Below are 19115 nucleotides of genomic sequence, written 5' to 3'. Positions count from 1 at the left end.
CGGCTATATTCATGCCCGTCTGTACGATCAAGCGTTACAATCTATGTGATTTGTTCCGTGTATAAAATTAAAATCGCTTTGGGTTCAGGCCCGTGAATGGTTTCGGCTAATTCGGTTATACTCATTAATCAATTCGTCCAATGCCATAGACTGCCGAATCACATCGGGATGCCCAAGACCACCCTTGTTATGCTCTACCAGCATATGAAGGTTATGTCTGGCCTTCTCTATTTTATTTTTCAAATCCAAACTCATAACCATGACCCCTGATACCTCCTTATTCTGTGAACCATTTTAGTTTTTCCTGTCAATCTATAGTTGGATTAACATATGGCATAGGAGACAAGGATGTTTTGTATTCTTCTCCATTTTTTGATAAAGATTATTTTATCACACAAGAGCTTATCCGAAAATGGCTGATATGACGCAATTTTAGTGGTATTATCGAGAGTTGGATTCTAGCGTCTGGCCTCATCATTCACGGCCAGAACGGATTGTGTCGTAAATGTGTATATTGAAAAAACAAAAAGTCTATTGGTTCAAAAGGTAATAAAATCCCTTTCCATAACGGGGTCATTCAGGTACAATAGGGCGATGTGTGTGTCCGGACCCGGCGGATACAAATGATGTAATTTAGAGGACGGCCAACAACGGCCATGGATCCTGATTTGATATTATTGGAGGCTTATCATCACCATGCAGACCGATTCACAGACTAAAGTCAAAATTGTTAACGCCGATCCCAGCGCAATGGGATTATTTGGGTTGGCTATCGTAACCCTGGTCGCTTCTTCCCAAAAGCTTGGCATTACGGATGGACTTAGCTACGCTATTCCTTGGGCGATCTTCCTGGGTGCATTTGCCCAGCTATTCGCATGTATTCAAGATTCCAAACGCAACAATACCTTTGGCACAACAGCTTTTGGCGCGTACGCATTCTTCTGGTTTGCCATGGCTGCCAACTGGATGATCAAAATGGGCGTATTTGGCTCCACTCTCGCTGAACAGGCCGATGGCAAGCAGCTCGGATTTGCTTTTGCCGGATACCTTGTATTCACCCTGTTCATGACAATCGGTGCGATTGAAGCGAATAAAGTATTGCTTATCATCTTCATTCTGATTGACTTCCTGTTCCTTGGCTTGACCTTTGACGCTTTCGGCGTAGCTCCTCACATTTTCCACACTATTGCAGCATACGCTGAAATGGCTATCGGAATTGTGTCCCTGTATGGTACAGGTGCTTCGGTACTGAATGCTCACTTCGGTTATGCGTTCTTGCCGATCGGCAAACCGTCCGGCATTTTCAAACCCAAGGCTTAATATACAGCAGTAAACCGCCAGCGCGCCGGTCCGCGCCTGGCGGTTTTTTTGCAGTCCAACTTCATTTGAATATGTATCTGACCGACACCTATACTAGGGATAATAGATCAGAAATAGACCCTGCAACACCTGAAATGAAATGTCACAGCAGCCATACTGTCAGGAGGAAAAAACATGAGAGAGATACCGAAACCAACGGAGATGGATCAGGTGGAGAAAAAATATGTACGCGAAACACGTTGTTTCAAGACGGCACGGGTGTTCCCAACCGATGTCAACAATCATAATACGCTATTCGGCGGCAAGCTTATGTCCTACATCGATGATATTGCATCCATCGCCGCTTCCAAGCTATGTCGGGTCAATACTGTAACAGCTTCAACCGACTCTGTCGATTTCCTGTACCCGATCAACCCAACAGACTCCGTTACACTTGAATCGTTCGCGTCCTGGACAGGACGAAGTTCCATGGAGATTTTTGTGAAGGTGATTCGAGAGGATCTGAAGACCGGAGAGAAGAAAATTGCGGCGACGGCATTTCTGACCTTTGTGGCCCTGGACGAAAATAATCGCAAACTGATCGTACCTCGCATTATTCCGGAGACGGAAGAAGAGAAGAAATTATACGAGACCGCTCCGGATCGGGCGGCCATGCGGAAACAACGGCGGGAAGAGAGCAAGAAATTCGCTGACTTCCTGACCGTTACTTATCCTTGGGAATAAAAACACGCTAAACCATAACAAGATTGAACACTGGCATCACATTATCTGGACGATGCCGGATAGATGGACACCGCTCTGTTATCCGGCAGTTCGCCACCCATGGAGACACACCACTGCTGATAGATGCGATACGCTGCACCACTCTCCAGCAACCCCTGACAAGTGTATATGCCCTCTTCGATGGAATTGACACGCCCCGCCGCGTACAAGCGGAAACCTCCATTTAACAAGACCTGATTCACAAAAGCAATATGACCCTCACCGCTTAACACACTTTCCGCCACTTCAAGCTGCTTCGCAGCCGTCCAGACCAGTTCCGGCACGGGCATATCCAGTTCATAGGCTGCAGGATCAACCAATTCCAGCTTCATATCACCGTCTTCCACGGCGTATACGCGGGTTGGCCGATCAATATACAGATCCTCAGAACCTTCCATCCCCTGTACAACGTAAGCACGGCGATAGTTAAACCGGGTGAGCAACTTCGCAATCCGATCCAGAAAGGTATTGTGAAACACACCAAACACCAAATACGGTGAATGGTTATAATCAATCAGTTTCTCTGCTGTGTTAAACACGGTTCGAAAACCCAACTCTTCCCGTAACGGACGAAGCTTACGAAGAGGTGCGCACCAATCCTCGGAGGACACGTACATGACACCCGAACGCAATGCAGCGCTCCGGGCATCTTCCCGATCCATCTTGTGTGTATTAATACCCACTTCCTTCAAAAGTACCGACAACGTGACGCCCCACTTGGGTGGTAAAGGATCACTCCCGTGCAAAGTCACCGGCAACCCGGCCGCCGCGAGTACAAATGCAACCGGAAACGTGGCCATGAACGACTTCGTCCGTCCATCATAAGGACCCGCGCAGTCCAATCCATCCTGAAATATAGAGAAACGTTCCGCACTGTTACGACATGCATGAACAAAAGCTTCCAGTTCCTCAACGTTTTCCATTTTCATTCGTTCAGCCATTAGAAATGCGGCCGTCTGGGCAGGGGAAACCTCCTGTTTCAGGATTTTCTCTGCTACGGTCAGTGCCTCTGTATAATTCAGATCACGTGAGCCTCGTTTCCCACGTCCGACCTCTCGGAGTATCTGAGACATATCCATGGAGAATCCTCCTTCCAATTAAGACTGGAGCAGTTGATGGGCCTTCACAATCGCTGTGGCTACATCGACCATCCGTTTGCGTTCATCCATCGCTTTCTTGCGTAACAGGTCATAGGCTTCGGCCTCGGAGATCTGCTTCAGATCACTAAGGATGGCCTTCGCCATATCAATCCACTTCCGATCCTCCAGCCTGGATTGCAGCTGCTTCCGTTCCTGCTCCCACTGTTTGCGTTCCATGTAACGCCGAGCTGCAAAGTGAAGAGTCCAGTGGATCTCAGGCCCGGTCATGGATGGTGTAAGTATTCCATCAAATGAAGTTTCGACCTCGCAGGATTCTGCGGAGGAAGAAGCCGTATCTGGCGCGCACCACCAGAGCAACGGGGAATCCGACTTCCCCTTTCCCAGGCAGTTCACCCAGTACTCCACATCAGCCAGCGACAGATGCAAGATGGACGCTTCCGCTGCCCGAGCCAGCTTCAACGCTTCCGTTTCACTGCCCGCCACCTGTACATGGTACCCGTTTGCTCCCAGCAGCCTCTCCGGTGTCAGAGGGATTGCATCGGATGAGGCAGCTATCGTTGGTTGAACACGGATGACCAATAAAGATCGCATGATGGATCAATCCCTCCCTATGGCGTATAGTCAGAGTCCACAACATTTAAGACGTTAATACATCAAAGCGATAAACGTGTTATATTACCTAACAAAAAACCAAGTAGTGATGATTATACGTCTTGATTTCAACATTAGAATGATCTTTTCATGCCTCATCATACTGTATAAAAAAAGGGGGACACCATACACATGGCACCTTTTCTACAGTATTTATTGTATAAGGCATGCTAAATTCAGTTAAATTCTTCAATTTATGAAGATATGTGCGTAAAACGTCGTCGTCCATTTGATATTCCAATAAACTCATGTAAACATAATTAACTTTAAATTTCAAATACTTTTTTATGTCAACTATATTGACATGGTTAGATCAATCTTTTATAGTTAAGCCATAACAACTCCATATTTGAATCGATCACAGTTACAACGGCGTAGCTGGTTGAAACGGCAATGAAGCCTGTTTTGCAATCTCGGAGCAAGGGATGCGTATGTATATGCGCAGTCCTCCGAGGCATAACAGGCTTTTTCGATTTTAGAGACAAGGTTTCGAGGCAGTTTGCAGAATGGACCTAAGGGGGCTAATCATAATGAGTACAACGAAAAAACTGGTGCTGGTCGGCAATGGCATGGCGGGAATCCGCACAATTGAACATATCCTTAAGCTTGCTCCGCACGCTTATGAAATTACAGTCTTCGGCGCAGAGCCGCATCCCAACTACAACCGGATCATGCTATCCTCTGTACTGGCTGGCGGAACATCCATCGAAGATATCGTAATCAATGAGTGGAGCTGGTACGAAGATAACGGCATTCGGGTGTACCCGGGTGATCCGGTCGTTCAGATCGATACCAAGCGCAAGGAAGTTGTATCTCAAAATGGTGTACGCGCAGCCTATGATGAGCTGATTATGGCAACTGGTTCACAAGCGTTCATCCTCCCGCTCCCCGGCGCTAACAAAGAAGGCGTGATCGGTTTCCGCGATATTAAAGACTGCGAGACCATGATGGCAGCATCGCAAAAGTATCGCAAAGCTGCCGTCATTGGAGGCGGATTGCTAGGACTGGAAGCAGCGCGGGGGCTGCTCAATCTGGGCATGGACGTCACGGTCATCCATATTAACGGCCATCTGATGGACCGGAACCTGGATTTGCCGGCAGGCCTGATGCTCCAGCGTGAGCTTGAAGAACAAGGCATGAAGTTCCTTTTGAACAAACATACCGAAGAAATCACAGGCAAACATCGAGTAAAAGCCATTCGTTTCACTGATCAAACGGTACTTGAAGCAGATCTGGTTGTCATGGCTGTCGGGATTCGCCCTCAGATTGAACTGGCTCGTAATACCGGCCTCGATGTGAATCGTGGAGTCATTGTAGATGATTATATGCATACCAGCATTCCTGGCATCTCTGCCGTCGGCGAATGTGCAGAACACCGCGGTATTGCCTATGGACTGGTTGCTCCATTATATGAACAAGGTATGGTACTCGCTAAACGTCTTGCGGGCGCGACAACTGAAGGATACGAAGGTTCGGTCACTTCTACCAAGCTGAAAGTATCCGGTGTTGACGTATTCTCTGCCGGACAATTCAAAGACGCTGCGAACACTCGCAGCATTCGTATTCAGGATGATGTCGATGGTGTATACAAAAAGATGGTGATCAAGGATGGGCAGCTCATTGGAGCTGTATTGTTCGGGGATACCACGGATGGCGCATCGCTGTTTTCTCTCATTAAGAGTGGAGAGAACATCAGTGGTCGGGAGAAAGAAATTTTGCTCGGTGTACCCTCTGGTGGTTCAGGCTCGGGTCCATCTGTCGCAGAACGCATGGCGAGTATGCCGGATGACGAGATCGTGTGTGGTTGTAATGGTGTTACCAAAGCTTCCATCGGGGACGCCGTTCTGAACAAAGGCTGCAACACCCTCGGTGCAATCAAATCCTGCACCAAAGCCTCCGCTTCTTGCGGTGGGTGCAAGCCTATCATCGAAAACCTGCTCACGTATTACGCAGGTGATAATGTAGGCGAACAGACCAAAGAAGGCATCTGTGGCTGCACCTCCTATGATCGGGATGAGATTGTTGCCCAGATCAAGGAAATGGGACTCAAAAGCGTGAAGGAAGTTATGAACGTTCTCGGTTGGAATGAGCCGGAAGGTTGTTCCAAGTGTCGTCCTTCACTCAACTATTATCTCGGTATGATCTGGCCGGCTGAATACACAGATGAGCGTGTATCCAAATTCACCAATGAACGTTATCACGCCAACATCCAGAAGGACGGTACCTACTCCGTTATTCCACGGATCTATGGTGGTGTCACTTCCCCGGCGGAATTGATCAAGATTGCGACTGTCGCGGAGAAATACGATGTTCCTTTGGTGAAATTCACGGGTGGACAACGACTCGATCTGCTTGGTGTACAGAAGGAGAACCTGCCGAAGATCTGGGAAGAGCTCGATATGCCTTCCGGTTTCGGTTATGGTAAGGCGCTGCGTACGGTGAAAACTTGTGTAGGCAACACATTCTGCCGATTCGGTACACAGGACTCCATCGAGATGGGGATTCGACTGGAGAAAAAACTCGACAAGATGGTAGCTCCAGCCAAAGTGAAACTCGCTGTCTCCGGATGTCCGCGGAACTGTGCTGAAGCGACCATCAAGGATCTGGGTGTTGTCGCCATTGATGGTGCTTGGGAGATTCATGTTGGCGGTAACGCCGGAGTTAAGGTTCGTGCAGCCGAGTTGCTCTGTACGGTGAAGACCGATGCGGAAGTGGAAGAGTGGACTTACTCTTACCTGCAATATTATAGAGAGAATGCAAAATGGAATGAGAGAACAGCGGCTTGGATTGAACGGGTAGGTCTGGATCATGTGAAGGAAGCATTGGCGGATCGGGATGTACGTCTCGCTCTGGTTGAACGTCTGGAAGTTACACTGGGCCACACGGTTGATCCTTGGAAAGAAATCATTCAAGACGAGAAATTACGCAAAAACTTCACCCCACTGTCCGGTGCCGAGCCGGTAACCCACTAGAAGAGGAGGAACAGCGATGAACAAATTCCGAATTGGACACCTTGCAGATATTGATGAAAAGGGAGCACGGACCTTCCTGATACAGGATACCGAAATTGCAGTCTTCAAACTGAGCGACGGAAGTCTGCACGCCGTCGAGAATCGTTGCCCTCACAAGGGCGGGAAACTGTCGGAGGGTATGGTATGCGGGACAGCCGTTCATTGTCCTTTGCATGATTGGAAGATTGATCTGCGTAACGGTAAGGTACACGAGCCGGATGAAGGCTGCTTGAATACCTACAAAACAGAAGTGGACGGCAACAGCGGAGAAATCTACATCACAATTGCGGGTTAAAGGCTAGAGATACCCTGACATCAAGGAGGCGTGCGCTATGGATTTTGTTAAACCTGCAGAAGTGCTGCAATCGATGGTCGAAGCTGGTGAGAGCAAAGCCAGAATGAATCGGGTACAGATGCTGATCCGCGGTTTTCTGGCAGGGGCTATTCTTGCTTTTGCAACCACACTGGCATATACCGCTGTATCTCAAACTTCCGTTGGTTTGGCAGGTGCACTGATATTCCCGGCGGGATTTGTCATCATTATTCTGCTGGGTCTCGAATTGGTGACAGGAAACTTTGCGATGCTTCCACTCGCGGTGTTGAAACGTAGAATTACATGGATGGATATGCTCCAAAATTATTTCTGGGTGATCACAGGTCATCTGCTCGGATGTGCATTCTATGCTCTGTTATACGGCCTGACCATTACCAAGATGGGTACGGATATGAGCAACCCTCTAATACAAACGCTGATCCAGACCAGTGAAACCAAAACATTGGGATATCAGCACTTGGGCGGGGCTGGCATTGTACTGGTCATCATCAAAGCCATTCTATGTAACTGGATGGTCACACTCGGGGCAGTGATGGCAATGACGTCCACTTCTACACTGGGCAAAATCGTAGCGATGTGGCTGCCCATTACCATATTTTTCGCTCAAGGATTTGAGCATGCTGTGGTAAATATGTTCGTCATTCCGGCAGGCATGATGCTCGGCGCACAGGTTACTATCGCTGACTGGTGGCTGTGGAATCAGATCCCGGTGTTGTTGGGTAACCTCATTGGCGGAGCTGTATTTACAGGCCTCGGTCTATATGCTGCACACCACTGGGGAAATCCGGTGAAGCTATCGACGAAACTGGCAACCATTCAGGGTGGTCGTTCAGGATTGGCAAGTTCCGATGTTGCAACGAAATTGGGGACACGATCATGAGTCGGGGCCTGGTTAGTATTGTTGGCGCTGGTCCTGGAGATCCGGATCTGATTACGGTAAAAGCCCTGAAACGCATTCAGTCCGCAGATGTCATTATGTATGATCGGCTTGTGAATGATCAATTGCTCGCTGAGGCTCGTGAAGGAGCACTCCGCATCTACTGCGGCAAGGCGCCAGGCCTTCACTCCATGAGTCAGGAGATGATTGGAAGGATGCTTGCTGCCCATGCAGCGGAAGGCAAACAAGTTGTACGACTCAAGGGTGGCGATCCGTTTATCTTTGGCCGTGGCGGTGAAGAAGCCCTTGTGCTGGCGGAAGCAGGGATTGCATTTGAGATCATTCCTGGCATCACTTCAGCTGTAGGTACATCCGCTTCCTCCCTTATTCCGTTAACGCATCGCGGGGTTGCTTCATCCTTCGCATGTGTTACGGGAACCGGCAGTGACGGAAGTGTATCATCGGTTCGCTGGGATCTACTCGCTCATAGTGTGGACACACTGGTCATCTACATGGGTATTAGCCAACTGCCCCAGATCCAACATGAATTGCTTCACAATGGCAAAAGCGGACACACTCCTGCGGCTTTAATCGAACGAGGAACCACTTCGGAGGAACGGATTATTACCGGCACACTTGCCGAACTCCATTCCCTCGCCCTGTCACATCAAGTGAATAACCCGGCATTGATCATGATCGGAGAGTCGGTCCTGATTCGCGAACAGCTGCTTCAGATGCAACAGGCCGCGAACGCCTCCATGACCGGATAATCTGACTTAATCCAATAGCATACGCTCGTGAATAGTCCGGCCCTTCTGCCCTGGTTCAATCAGCAGACGGGTCGGTTTGATGTTAATCAGCGCCGTAAGCTGCTCTCCCATATAATGCGCAGAATACTTGAATCCAATCTCCGCCCAATGCATGATTACACCTACCGTAGCAGATACCAGATAACTTAACATAATGTCGTAATTAATCGTCCACTCACTATCCTCGGTCACCAATACAAAATCTTCGGTTAGATACATTCTAAACATATTGCACAGCCGGGAACCCATATCCGAATGCATCGTTATTAATGCACGAAAGATATCCTGATGGGCTTCAATATATTCGAATACAGGCATCGTGGATGGCAGCAATACAGTCATGTCCACTTCTTTGAGCTGTGCGTATGGTTCTGCATAAGCTCGCCCCACTCCCTGCATGAAATCATCCAGAATGAACTGCAACAACTCCGGTTTGCCGGGAAAATGTAAATAAAAGGTTCCACGGTTGTAATCCGCCCGCTCCGTAATATCCCGAATGGTTAAAGCGTCTGCTCCCTTCTCCAATATCAAAGAAACCGCCGCAGCGATGATCGCATCCTGTGTTCTTCGTGCTCTCCGATCCTGAGGATGTTCAATGATCAACATTCTCGCCTCCTTTGTTCATTATTGTAATATAAATAAACACCGCTTACACCTCTGTCCGATAGCTGACATATGCGCTGTCAATGATTATTGTCACATTGCTATGTATATCTTAACATTGAGACAGGAAAGATAGACGACAGGTTGAAACTTTTTTTTGAGAAATACCTGCCAATAATGAATAAGGAGCGAATATATCATGAGTACAACGTATACACATACAGCCGTAATTACAGGAGCAGCCGGAGGCATTGGTAAAGAATTGGCACGCCGCCTTGCAGAGCGCAAAATCAATCTAGTTCTGGTCGACCTGAATGAAGAAGCCATCCAGCAGACGATTACTGATCTGAACCTCGACAAAGAGCACGTCATCGCAGTAAAAGCGAACGTATCTCAAGAAGCAGACGTGAAAAACTATGTGCAAAAAGCATTGGATGCGTTTGGCCGAATCGATTATTTTGCTAACAACGCCGGAATTGAAGGTCCAACAGGGCTGATCGAAGACCTGAGTGTTGAAGCACTGGATACGGTATATAACGTCAACATTCGCGGGGTATTCCTGGGTCTGCAAAATGTCATTCCGGTTATGAAAAAACAAAAATCCGGTGCGATTCTAAATACCTCTTCCCTCGCGGGTCTGATGGGTGCACCTGCCGTATCTCCATATATTATGTCCAAACATGCAGTAGTTGGCCTCACGCGTACCGCTGCCAATGAACTGGCACCTTATAATATCCGGGTTAACGCTGTATTGCCAGGCACAATCAATACCCGTATGATGCGTCAGATCGAAGCTAACTCCGGCAACGTGGAAGATTACCAATCTGCTACGGTATCTGCCATTCCAATGGGCCGTTACGGTGAACCGGAAGAAGTTGCTGCGGTAATGAACTTCCTGTTGTCTGAAGAAGCATCCTATGTAACAGCTTCCCTCTACACCGTAGATGGCGGTATGATGGGTCAATAAGAAGCTGTAAACGGTAGGATTGATAGGGATTGCCTAAAAATCTCACCTTACAGCGATGTCCAATAAGGATGACTGTAGGCAAAACGGATGCAAACAGATGAGTACAGCTCAATGAGGCTGTCCGATAGGTCAACACTCATCCAGCTGTACTCATAGCGAGACTCGACAAATGATCCGATATAGTTATCCGGTCCGATAGAACTTCAAGTCCATCCTTAGAAAAGTTATACCGACAGGTGTTCCCGAAGGGATGCCTGGTCGCTACAATCTAAAAAAGGCCTCAACACCACAGTATTGTGGAGTTGAGGTCTTTTTTATAGTACTACACTTGCCATGCATAAGGCTGTATCTGTGAAAATGTACTTTTGAAACAGCCATTTAACACCTCGTTGCACCTTGTGATTACTCTAACGAACCTAAGGCACCTTATTTCGGCAAAAAGCGCTTATTTCCCGAACTAACGAATCTCAAACACGCTAATTCCGCGGAAATGCTGCAATTGCATCGAAAAGTCCTAAAATCCAGAGAATAACACATCTCAGATTCGTTACATTCCCAATCGAGCGAGAAATACCCGAATAAGTCGTGTCAGGTTCGTTAGATTTTGCCTACGCTTAACTTAATCGATGTATCCCGCGTGACCCTTGTCCATCAAGTAGTCCATCTCAGCATCCAGGATGCTTTCCACGGTCAACTCATCCAGCTTCACATCTTTGCGACTAAGGATATAGTCTGCCAGATCATCGCCGTCAATATCCACATCGTTACCTTTGGCATTTTCGTGCGCCTTGTTGATGTACGCTTGCTCATGCTTCAACACAAGAGCGATGTTCGCTTGGCTTGCCTTTGTTTTATCTGCAATATATTGCATCATTTCTTGTTCATTAATTGCGTTTGCTTCTGCCACGTTCAGTTCATCTCCTTGATTCATACATACTGTTGCCATTGTAGCATAGGTTAACCCACTACAGGCAGAACTTATGCCTGAAGAACAATTATAGAGCGGGAGCGAAGGATTAGTGTGGTGCCCGCTCATCACTCCCCCCCTACGACAACCGCACGTAAAATGTAGCACCCTCACCGACTACACTTCGAGCGTACACCTCACCTTTGTGCTGATCCACAATGGAACGAGCAATCGCCAGCCCCAGACCATGCCCACCATGTTTGCGGGCTCTTGACGAATCCGTACGATAGAATCGATCGAAGATCCGATCCAGATGTTCCGGTGCAATGCCTTCACCTGTGTTGGATACGGCCAGCATGACATCATTATTCTGTTTCTGGAGGGTGACGTTTACGGCGCCTTTTGGACCGGAATATTTCACAGCATTATCAAGCAGGATCAGAATGACCTGTTTGATCTGCTCACTATTCCCATGGACCGTAAGATTCGGCTCAATGTTGTAATCGAGGGAGATGTTTTTCTCAAAAATAACGGCCTCCATTGGCAAAATAATACTTTCTACCGCATCACTCATATTAAACTTCGCATGAATCATCGTGGAGCGCGAGTCATCCATCTGAGTCAGATAGAGCAGATCATTCGTAAGTCCGGTCATGCGCTCAGTTTCCGACTTGATATAGTGCAGCCACTTCGCCTGGTTTGCTATAGTATCCTCCTGATTCGCAAGCAGTACGTCAGCATTGGTATTGATGATCGCCAGAGGTGTCTTCAGCTCATGTGAAGCATCACCGATGAATTGTTTTTGCTTCTCAAACGCTTCTCTGACTGGTGCAATGGAACGATTGGCAAAATAACGGCTCAGGAAGTAGATCACAATCAACATGACCAGTCCAACAACAGCAAATGTATAAATCAGGTTCGTCAGAATGCCCTGTTGTGCCGTCACATCAATAAATACGATCATATGCCCGTCACCGCTCGGATCAACTACATAGGCCCAGTCCGTTCCATCCAGCGCAAATTGCCCCGTCTGCCGTTCCGAATCACCAACTTTATTCTGGTCAACCTTTTGCAGCGCCTCGGTATAGAACGTATCTTCCATATCAAATCGGGAATGTGTATCCGTAATCTTCCACTGATCATCCGTCTTAATCATGAACGAAACGGAACGTGCCGGTGGTGAGTTGGGATCACCCCCCGGTCCTCCATTATCACCACCCATGGCATCGGAGGGAAACGAATCTGTACCGGAACCCTGCCCTTCCCCGCGCGGCATCTTGGATGAATTATAAGGACTGTGATAGAAATCAGACACCTTGTAGAGCTCCATATTTGTCTCACGCTGCACATTCTGATAAGTAATTGTATAGATCGTCGCAAATGCCACCAGCATCATAATGGATATGGACACCAGATTCACGATCAGGAACCGATTTCGAAGTTTCTTGAACATCAGGACGTCACCTCAAGTACATACCCGACACCCCGAATCGTGTTAATGCGGACAGCAGAGTTCAGGAAGGTTAATTTTTTGCGCAAAAACGAGATGTACACCTCCACATTGTTATACTCCACTTCCGAATCAAATCCCCATAACTTCTCAATAATCTGCTCTTTGGAGGTAATCGCCTGTTTGCGGGCAATCAACAGCTCCAGCAGTTCATTCTCCTTCAGATTCAGCTTGATCTCCTTACCCTGAACACTCAGCTTTAACTGAGTTGTGTTCAGCTCAATGTCGCCAAACTTCAACCCATCCTCCGGGACCACTTCGCCCTTCCGTCGTAAGGCTGCACGAATCCTTGCCAGTAATTCCTCTGTGGCAAAGGGCTTGGCGATATAATCATCGGCACCATAATCGAGGCCTGTGACTTTGTCTGACAGTTCACCTTTGGCCGTGAGCAGAATGACAGGCGTATGATTCCCTTCACTGCGGAGTTTCTTCAGGACGGTGATACCGTCCATCTCCGGCATCATGATGTCGAGTAGTAACAGGTCGTAGATGCCGCTCTGCGCATAATCGAGTCCTGATCTGCCGTCGTGGACCATGTCCACGGAGTAGTTGTTTTTTTTCAAAATCTGCGATACAGCCTCTGCCAAATGAACCTCATCTTCCGCAATTAATATTCTCATGCTCTATTCATTCCTCTGCTTGAATTATTCGTCTTCAATTAACTCTTTATGATATCACCTATTCTATCAATCAAACCTTGAATCAATCTTAATTCATTTTGTGTATGCGCACTATTATAGGAAGGTAAAAAAATGTTAACGCAATGTAAAACCATTTAAGATTCATTCAAGGTTGGGGCTCTAAGATACAGACATGGAAGCAATACACGATGGAAAAAAACATACAACTCGCAAATGAAAGGAATGAGTCCCACATGGCGATTGAAGTATTCAACCGATATGAGAGCAAGTACCTTCTGACGGATGAGCAGTACGCCCATTTCTACAATGACCTGCTGAAATACATGGAGCTGGATGCCTACAACAAGAAACACGAGTATTACTCCATCAGTAACCTGTACTTCGACACTCCACAGGATTCGCTGATTCGCGCCAGTCTCTCCAAACCAAAATACAAGGAGAAGCTGAGACTACGGGCTTATGGAATACCTGAAGAGAACGCAAAAGTATATCTGGAGATCAAAAAGAAAGTCTTTGGCCTGGTGAACAAGCGCAGAACCGCCTTGAAGCTGGATGAAGCTTACGAATTCGTCCGTTCGGGACAGGCGCCGGAGCTCGCCGATTACATGAACAAACAAGTTGTCGAAGAGATCAAATATTTCCTTCGGGTATACGATCTGGAACCGAAAGTGTATCTGGCATACGAACGCAAAGCGCTCTTCGACAAGAACAGCCGCGATCTCCGCATTACCTTTGACACCAACATTCGTAGCCGCAGATATGATCTGAAGCTCGAACAAGGCGATTACGGTGAACCGCTGGTGAAGGACGGTCGATGGCTGATGGAAGTAAAAGCCGAGAAAACCGTTCCGCTATGGCTGTCGCAACTGCTCTGTGAGCATGGTCTATATCGCACCGGATTTTCGAAATACGGCAACGAGTTCAGACATCTGGCGAGAACAACCAACCTGAATTACCAGACGGAGCGCATCCTTGTACCAGGTACCGATTTCAACCCATCCATAGAACAAGATAAAACGATTATAGAAAGAGAGCGTGTCCTATATGCTTGATTCACTGTTCAGTTCAGCCCTAACCGATACCAACCTGACGTTTAACAACGCAGTCATTACCATTGGTCTTGCCATCATTCTCGGATTGGTCATCAGCCTCACCTACATGAAGACTAACCAAAGCACATACTCGCAAAGCTTTACCTTAACGATGGTTGTCCTGCCCGTCATTGTCGCCATCATCATCCTGCTTATCGGCAGCAACATCGCTCGAGCATTCAGCTTGGCAGGTGCCTTCTCCATCATCCGATTCCGAAGTGCCCCTGGTGATCCAAAGGACATTGCTTATGTATTGTTCACGATGGCTTCCGGTCTTGCCTGTGGTGTAGGCGCTTTTGGATACGCGGTTCTGTTCACAATTATCCTGTGTGTACTGATGTTTGTCCTGAGTCGCTTCAACTTCGGCGGCAAGAAGAGTCAGCTGAAAACGCTAAAAGTCACCATCCCTGAAAACTTGAGCTATGAAGAAGCACTTAATGAAGTGTTCCATACATTCAATGTACCTTTTGATTTGAAAAAAATCAGAACGACCGAACTCGGCAGTCTGTATGAGCTGGTCTACAGTGTAACCATTCACGAAAGTGTTAGCCAAAAGGAATTCCTCGATGCGATCCGCACACGGAACGGCAACCTGGATATCTCGTTAACCATGAGTCCAACCACGGAATATTAATTTTTAATTCGAAGGGAACGATCTAATATGAAGAAAAACATGATAACAGGCAGCAAACTTTGGTCCATCGCCATGATTACCAGCCTACTCGCCGCATGCAGTTCACCAGCAACCACAAGCACAACGGCCAATGCCGCAACATCAACGACAGGAACAACCAAAACGGTATCCGTCAGCGAGCAAACTTCTGTAAAATACGCGGATCTGGTCTCTCTGGATGCTGACGATACCAATATTAGCTGGAGTGAGGCAGATTCCACAGCGATTAAGCTGAACGGAACAACTGCAACGGTGACCGGTTCGGGCGCAAAAGCAGCGAATGGTTCGGTAACCATCTCCGAAGCAGGCACTTATGTACTTAGCGGTGAGCTAACGGATGGCCAGATCGTGGTCAACGTTGCCGATAAGGGTACCGTACATCTCGTATTAAACGGAGCTACCATCCATGATAATGACAGTGCCGCGATCTATATTCAGAAGGCTGGTAAAGCGGTAATTACGCTCGAAAAAGGAACCAAGAATACCGTTTCCGATGGTAAAACATATGTGTACGCCGATGCTACGACAGACGAGCCCGATGCTGCAATCTTCAGCAAAGCAGATCTTACATTCAATGGTGCAGGTCAATTGACCGTCACAGGTAACTATAATGAAGGCATTACGAGCAAGGATGATCTGAAAATCATTAGTGGTAGCATCAGCGTCAAAGCAGCCGATGACGGCATCAAAGGTAAAGATATGGTCGCAATTCAAGCGGGCACCATTACCATTGAAGCCGAAGGCGACGGTATTAAATCAACCAATGACACGGACACCACTAAAGGCTTCGTTGCTATCGCAGGGGGTACCTTCGATATCCAAAGTGGCAATGATGGTATTCAAGCCGAAACCGCACTCGTGGCAGATGGCGGCACATACAACATTGTAACGGGCGGCGGTAGCGCCAATGCACCAGCCAAAGTAGAAGAAGGTCCATTTGGCGGCGGTGGCGGTGGATGGGGTGGCGGCACACCTCCAACCGATATGGGCACACCACCAGATGGCGAACCTCCTGCGGATATGCCGGAGATGCCTAATAACGGCGGTACCAATGCAGGTGCTAATACAAACGGCGCAGCAGCATCCAGCTCTGCCAATGCAACAGCAACAACGGATTCTAATGCCGATGCTGACACAGCAACAACAGCAACCGAGTCCACAAGTGCCAAAGCACTCAAAGCAGGTACAGATCTTACGGTTAATGGCGGTACGTATACCATAGATTCCATGGATGATTCCCTGCACAGCAACAATAACGTGACAGTTAACGACGGAACATTCAACATTGAATCTGGTGATGACGGCATTCATGCCGATCAGGCCCTGACGATTAACGGCGGAACCATCACGATTGCGAAGAGTTATGAAGGACTTGAAGGAGCAATCATCACCCTGAACGATGGGGATGTAGATGTAACGGCATCCGATGATGGCGTAAATGCTGCAGGTGGCGAGACGGAAACAGCTGCGAATACAACGGCAAGTACAGGTAGCGCTACTACAGCAACCGATGCAACAACGACATCGAACATCTCTGTAACCGAAACGACAGGTACAACATCAACTACCGATCAGGCATCCCAAGGTACAACTGCTAATCAGCAAGGACGTGGACCGGGCGGTATGGGTGGTGCAGCAGCAAGCAATAACGAGTTCCACATTAACGGCGGCTTCCTCACTGTGAACGCAGGTGGTGACGGACTGGATTCCAATGGTTCCATTAATATGACTGGCGGAACGGTTATTGTGAACGGACCGACGGATAACGGTAACGGAGCATTGGATTATGACGGTACATTTGAAATCAGCGGTGGATACCTCGTGGCTGCCGGAAGCTCTGGTATGGCACAAGGAACATCCGATGCGTCTACGCAAAATACCATTGTGATGACATTCCCTGCAACGCAAAAAGCTGGAACACTTGTACATGTACAAGATAGCGAAGGCAACAACATTCTGACATTCGCTCCGGCAAAAGATTATCAAACTGTCGTTGTCAGCTCCCCGGATCTGAAAAAAGATGGTTCCTACGTGATCTACTCCGGTGGTACGTCTACAGGTAAAGCGGTGGATGGACTCTACACAGACGGTACCTACAGTGGCGGAACCCAGGTGGTTGCATTCCAATCGACCAGTAATGTGACTTGGGTGAATGAATCTGGTGTAACCACAGCCAATACAGGTATGGGCGGTCCTGGTGGAGGTGGACAAGGCGGATTCGGAGGCGGACGGAATCGTTCGCAATCCGGTACAACATCGGACAGCACAGGCACTACCGATTCTGCAAAATAATCATAATTTGTAGTTAAGTTATAATTAGAAGCACTAGGTCCCGAAATCACGATAACAGTGAATTCGGGACCTAGTGCTTTCATTTTTTCAGGAAGAACATGAGTAACTGTTCATGCGTTCCTCATGCGTTCCTTTTATTTGTAAGATACAAACTAGGGATTAGAATAATTACAAGAATAACGCTGGATAATAGAAATCCGGCATGGTACCCTTTCAACTCATTTATGACCGTTGGTTGCAACCCTTGTATGACCGTTGCAACAACCGTTGCGATAATAGCTGAGCCAAAGCTTGAACCAAGATTCTCAATCATATTAATGCCCACACTCGCTTCGGGGAGCTGCGTGCTATCAAGCCCAGTGTATGCTTCACTTGTTAACGGCAGGCTAATCCCTCCAATACTCGCACCACGAATTAACAATATAACGGAAATCCAGATCATACTTGTTTTATCAGAGATGAAAATAAGCGGAATTGAACCAATGAGAGAAAGAAATAAACTGACAATCACTACATATTTGGGTCCAATTTTATCAATCATTTTTCCAAGTAAAGGCCGAGTAACAAGCATCCCAACCCCTTGGGGGATAAGAGCAACTGCTGTTTCAATCGCCGTAAAATGGCGAAAGTTTTGAAAGAATAGCGGGAGGATTAACATCGGGCCCATGAGAGCAATATTTGCCATAAACAAGCCCGCGCTTGAAGCAGCAAAACTTTTATAAGTAAACAAACTCATGGGCAGGACCGTTTGATTCTTGCGAATGAGATTATAAGCCATATATATGACAGCCAAACCCACACCAATACCCACCCATAAGATCGTTTCATTATTGTTAAACGTAGCATGTTCCGCAGCTCTCGTTATCCCGTAGATTAAAGCCCCGCTCATGGAAGACAAATTAATAATGCCAAACAGATCAAGCTTATTCTCTTTGTTGAAAGGTTCAAAGTCAGGAATTGTTTTCATCATTACTGGCGCAGCAATCAACACGATAAACACGTTAATGAAGAAAATCCATTGCCAGGATGCCACCTGAACGATGAATCCTCCAAGGACCGGACCCAGAATAGGGCCGAAGATCATAGGCGTACTTACGATGGCCATCACTTTTCCCAAGTGATCTTTCCCTGCCGTTTTCACCAAGAGGGTAAACATGAGGGTCGTAATCACCCCTGCGCTGAACCCTTGAAGTAAACGGAAAAAGATAAAACTCGAAATGTTCCAGCTAACACCTACTAAAATAGAAATCACTCCAAATAGGATAACAGCACCAATGAAAATCTTCTTGCTATTAAACTTGTTCATAAGCCAACCGGAGATGGGAACTGCCATGGCAAGAGCGAGAATATAGCCTGTAATGGCCCATTGAATAATGGTCAAGGTTGTATTGAAATCATGTGTTAATTGATCTATGGCAATATTCACCATGGTAGAGTCAAGCAAAGGTGCAATGGCTCCAAGAGCTATAGCCCAGGCTGCAATGAGCACCTCTTTTGGTAATTCAGTGGTTTTGACGTTTTCTTTAGTCATATGTGTCTCCTCTTTGTATTATTGTTTCCTATTCAA

The 19115-nt window shown here is 47.3% G+C and carries 18 protein-coding genes; 10 read left to right on the top strand and 8 right to left on the bottom strand.

The annotated features are described in order from the left end of the window. Positions 1–84: 84 nt before the first annotated feature. Entirely contained in the window at positions 85–261 is a 177-nt protein-coding gene (locus MHI14_RS01275; RefSeq protein WP_017691636.1) for an aspartyl-phosphate phosphatase Spo0E family protein, read from the bottom strand. A 435-nt stretch (positions 262–696) separates the two neighbouring features. Between MHI14_RS01275 and MHI14_RS01270 the strand changes: the two genes are divergently transcribed. Continuing rightward, positions 697–1320: an acetate uptake transporter gene (locus tag MHI14_RS01270; RefSeq protein WP_091012490.1), complete on the top strand. Its 624-nt coding sequence runs from the start codon at positions 697–699 to the stop codon at positions 1318–1320. Between the two features lie 210 nt (positions 1321–1530). Then, on the top strand, positions 1531–2043 hold the full coding sequence (locus tag MHI14_RS01265; protein WP_026081401.1) for an acyl-CoA thioesterase: 513 nt from the start codon (positions 1531–1533) through the stop codon (positions 2041–2043). A gap of 41 nt (positions 2044–2084) precedes the next feature. Here MHI14_RS01265 and MHI14_RS01260 read toward each other — a convergent pair whose 3' ends face one another. After that, the gene (locus MHI14_RS01260) at positions 2085–3161 is read right to left on the bottom strand and encodes an anthranilate phosphoribosyltransferase (protein ID WP_091035688.1); all 1077 of its coding nucleotides are present in this window, start codon (positions 3159–3161) and stop codon (positions 2085–2087) included. Between the two features lie 18 nt (positions 3162–3179). Next, positions 3180–3773, bottom strand: coding sequence for an ANTAR domain-containing response regulator (locus MHI14_RS01255; protein ID WP_091035686.1), 594 nt, complete (start codon positions 3771–3773; stop codon positions 3180–3182). A gap of 590 nt (positions 3774–4363) precedes the next feature. Between MHI14_RS01255 and nirB the strand changes: the two genes are divergently transcribed. Genes nirB through cobA form a run of 4 tightly spaced genes read left to right on the top strand, consistent with a single transcriptional unit; the run spans position 4364 to position 8825 of the window. Then, positions 4364–6805 carry a nitrite reductase large subunit NirB gene (gene nirB / locus MHI14_RS01250; RefSeq protein WP_091035683.1) on the top strand — a complete coding sequence of 814 codons (2442 nt, stop codon included), beginning with the start codon at positions 4364–4366 and terminating at the stop codon, positions 6803–6805. Between the two features lie 16 nt (positions 6806–6821). After that, positions 6822–7139 (top strand): nitrite reductase small subunit NirD, encoded by a 318-nt coding sequence (nirD, locus tag MHI14_RS01245; protein WP_074092734.1) that lies wholly within the window; start codon positions 6822–6824, stop codon positions 7137–7139. Between the two features lie 37 nt (positions 7140–7176). After that, the gene (locus MHI14_RS01240; protein WP_341129736.1) at positions 7177–8058 is read left to right on the top strand and encodes a formate/nitrite transporter family protein; all 882 of its coding nucleotides are present in this window, start codon (positions 7177–7179) and stop codon (positions 8056–8058) included. Next, complete coding sequence (cobA, locus tag MHI14_RS01235) at positions 8055–8825, top strand: uroporphyrinogen-III C-methyltransferase (RefSeq protein ID WP_339311366.1); 771 nt, start codon at positions 8055–8057, stop codon at positions 8823–8825. The genes MHI14_RS01240 and cobA overlap by 4 nt, the downstream gene beginning before the upstream one ends. Positions 8826–8831: 6 nt before the next feature. On the opposite strand, the gene MHI14_RS01230 is transcribed toward cobA, so the two are convergent. Continuing rightward, complete coding sequence (locus MHI14_RS01230) at positions 8832–9470, bottom strand: TetR/AcrR family transcriptional regulator (protein ID WP_091035675.1); 639 nt, start codon at positions 9468–9470, stop codon at positions 8832–8834. A gap of 196 nt (positions 9471–9666) precedes the next feature. On the opposite strand from MHI14_RS01230, the gene MHI14_RS01225 reads away from it, so the two are divergent. Further along, the gene (locus tag MHI14_RS01225) at positions 9667–10434 is read left to right on the top strand and encodes an SDR family NAD(P)-dependent oxidoreductase (RefSeq protein WP_091012476.1); all 768 of its coding nucleotides are present in this window, start codon (positions 9667–9669) and stop codon (positions 10432–10434) included. Positions 10435–11053: 619 nt separating this feature from the next. Here MHI14_RS01225 and MHI14_RS01220 read toward each other — a convergent pair. From MHI14_RS01220 to MHI14_RS01210, 3 genes are all read right to left on the bottom strand, one after another. After that, on the bottom strand, positions 11054–11365 hold the full coding sequence (locus MHI14_RS01220; RefSeq protein WP_091036528.1) for a hypothetical protein: 312 nt from the start codon (positions 11363–11365) through the stop codon (positions 11054–11056). 115 nt (positions 11366–11480) lie between these two features. Continuing rightward, positions 11481–12794 (bottom strand): sensor histidine kinase, encoded by a 1314-nt coding sequence (locus tag MHI14_RS01215; RefSeq protein ID WP_341129735.1) that lies wholly within the window; start codon positions 12792–12794, stop codon positions 11481–11483. Next, complete coding sequence (locus MHI14_RS01210; protein ID WP_036612327.1) at positions 12794–13471, bottom strand: response regulator transcription factor; 678 nt, start codon at positions 13469–13471, stop codon at positions 12794–12796. The genes MHI14_RS01215 and MHI14_RS01210 overlap by 1 nt, the downstream gene beginning before the upstream one ends. A gap of 254 nt (positions 13472–13725) precedes the next feature. Here MHI14_RS01210 and MHI14_RS01205 point away from each other — a divergent pair, with 254 nt between their 5' ends. Genes MHI14_RS01205 through MHI14_RS01195 form a run of 3 tightly spaced genes read left to right on the top strand, consistent with a single transcriptional unit; the run spans position 13726 to position 17548 of the window. Beyond that, positions 13726–14544 carry a polyphosphate polymerase domain-containing protein gene (locus MHI14_RS01205; RefSeq protein ID WP_047841086.1) on the top strand — a complete coding sequence of 273 codons (819 nt, stop codon included), beginning with the start codon at positions 13726–13728 and terminating at the stop codon, positions 14542–14544. Beyond that, positions 14537–15217 (top strand): DUF4956 domain-containing protein, encoded by a 681-nt coding sequence (locus MHI14_RS01200; protein WP_036612177.1) that lies wholly within the window; start codon positions 14537–14539, stop codon positions 15215–15217. Before MHI14_RS01205 ends, MHI14_RS01200 begins: the two co-directional genes overlap by 8 nt. Positions 15218–15244: 27 nt before the next feature. Further along, positions 15245–17548 (top strand): carbohydrate-binding domain-containing protein, encoded by a 2304-nt coding sequence (locus MHI14_RS01195; protein WP_341129734.1) that lies wholly within the window; start codon positions 15245–15247, stop codon positions 17546–17548. Between the two features lie 121 nt (positions 17549–17669). Here MHI14_RS01195 and MHI14_RS01190 read toward each other — a convergent pair whose 3' ends face one another. Then, the gene (locus MHI14_RS01190; RefSeq protein ID WP_133386279.1) at positions 17670–19079 is read right to left on the bottom strand and encodes an MDR family MFS transporter; all 1410 of its coding nucleotides are present in this window, start codon (positions 19077–19079) and stop codon (positions 17670–17672) included. Positions 19080–19115 lie beyond the last annotated feature (36 nt).

Origin of the sequence: Paenibacillus sp. FSL K6-2393 (assembly GCF_038002545.1) — a bacterium.
Classification (GTDB): domain Bacteria; phylum Bacillota; class Bacilli; order Paenibacillales; family Paenibacillaceae; genus Paenibacillus.
Note: the sequence above shows the minus strand (reverse complement) of the source record. Positions and strands in the feature narration are given on the sequence as shown.

What these genes read in the sequence shown, in the direction of transcription:
- MHI14_RS01240 (WP_341129736.1), top strand. Translation starts at nt 7,177, where the DNA reads ATGGATTTTGTTAAACCTGCAGAAGTGCTGCAATCGATGGTCGAAGCT.
- MHI14_RS01190 (WP_133386279.1), bottom strand. Translation starts at nt 19,079, where the DNA reads ATGACTAAAGAAAACGTCAAAACCACTGAATTACCAAAAGAGGTGCTC.
- MHI14_RS01260 (WP_091035688.1), bottom strand. Translation starts at nt 3,161, where the DNA reads ATGGATATGTCTCAGATACTCCGAGAGGTCGGACGTGGGAAACGAGGC.
- nirD (WP_074092734.1), top strand. Translation starts at nt 6,822, where the DNA reads ATGAACAAATTCCGAATTGGACACCTTGCAGATATTGATGAAAAGGGA.
- MHI14_RS01275 (WP_017691636.1), bottom strand. Translation starts at nt 261, where the DNA reads ATGGTTATGAGTTTGGATTTGAAAAATAAAATAGAGAAGGCCAGACAT.
- MHI14_RS01220 (WP_091036528.1), bottom strand. Translation starts at nt 11,365, where the DNA reads ATGAATCAAGGAGATGAACTGAACGTGGCAGAAGCAAACGCAATTAAT.
- MHI14_RS01255 (WP_091035686.1), bottom strand. Translation starts at nt 3,773, where the DNA reads ATGCGATCTTTATTGGTCATCCGTGTTCAACCAACGATAGCTGCCTCA.
- MHI14_RS01230 (WP_091035675.1), bottom strand. Translation starts at nt 9,470, where the DNA reads ATGTTGATCATTGAACATCCTCAGGATCGGAGAGCACGAAGAACACAG.
- MHI14_RS01270 (WP_091012490.1), top strand. Translation starts at nt 697, where the DNA reads ATGCAGACCGATTCACAGACTAAAGTCAAAATTGTTAACGCCGATCCC.
- MHI14_RS01215 (WP_341129735.1), bottom strand. Translation starts at nt 12,794, where the DNA reads ATGTTCAAGAAACTTCGAAATCGGTTCCTGATCGTGAATCTGGTGTCC.
- MHI14_RS01225 (WP_091012476.1), top strand. Translation starts at nt 9,667, where the DNA reads ATGAGTACAACGTATACACATACAGCCGTAATTACAGGAGCAGCCGGA.
- MHI14_RS01210 (WP_036612327.1), bottom strand. Translation starts at nt 13,471, where the DNA reads ATGAGAATATTAATTGCGGAAGATGAGGTTCATTTGGCAGAGGCTGTA.
- cobA (WP_339311366.1), top strand. Translation starts at nt 8,055, where the DNA reads ATGAGTCGGGGCCTGGTTAGTATTGTTGGCGCTGGTCCTGGAGATCCG.
- MHI14_RS01200 (WP_036612177.1), top strand. Translation starts at nt 14,537, where the DNA reads ATGCTTGATTCACTGTTCAGTTCAGCCCTAACCGATACCAACCTGACG.
- MHI14_RS01205 (WP_047841086.1), top strand. Translation starts at nt 13,726, where the DNA reads ATGGCGATTGAAGTATTCAACCGATATGAGAGCAAGTACCTTCTGACG.
- MHI14_RS01195 (WP_341129734.1), top strand. Translation starts at nt 15,245, where the DNA reads ATGAAGAAAAACATGATAACAGGCAGCAAACTTTGGTCCATCGCCATG.
- nirB (WP_091035683.1), top strand. Translation starts at nt 4,364, where the DNA reads ATGAGTACAACGAAAAAACTGGTGCTGGTCGGCAATGGCATGGCGGGA.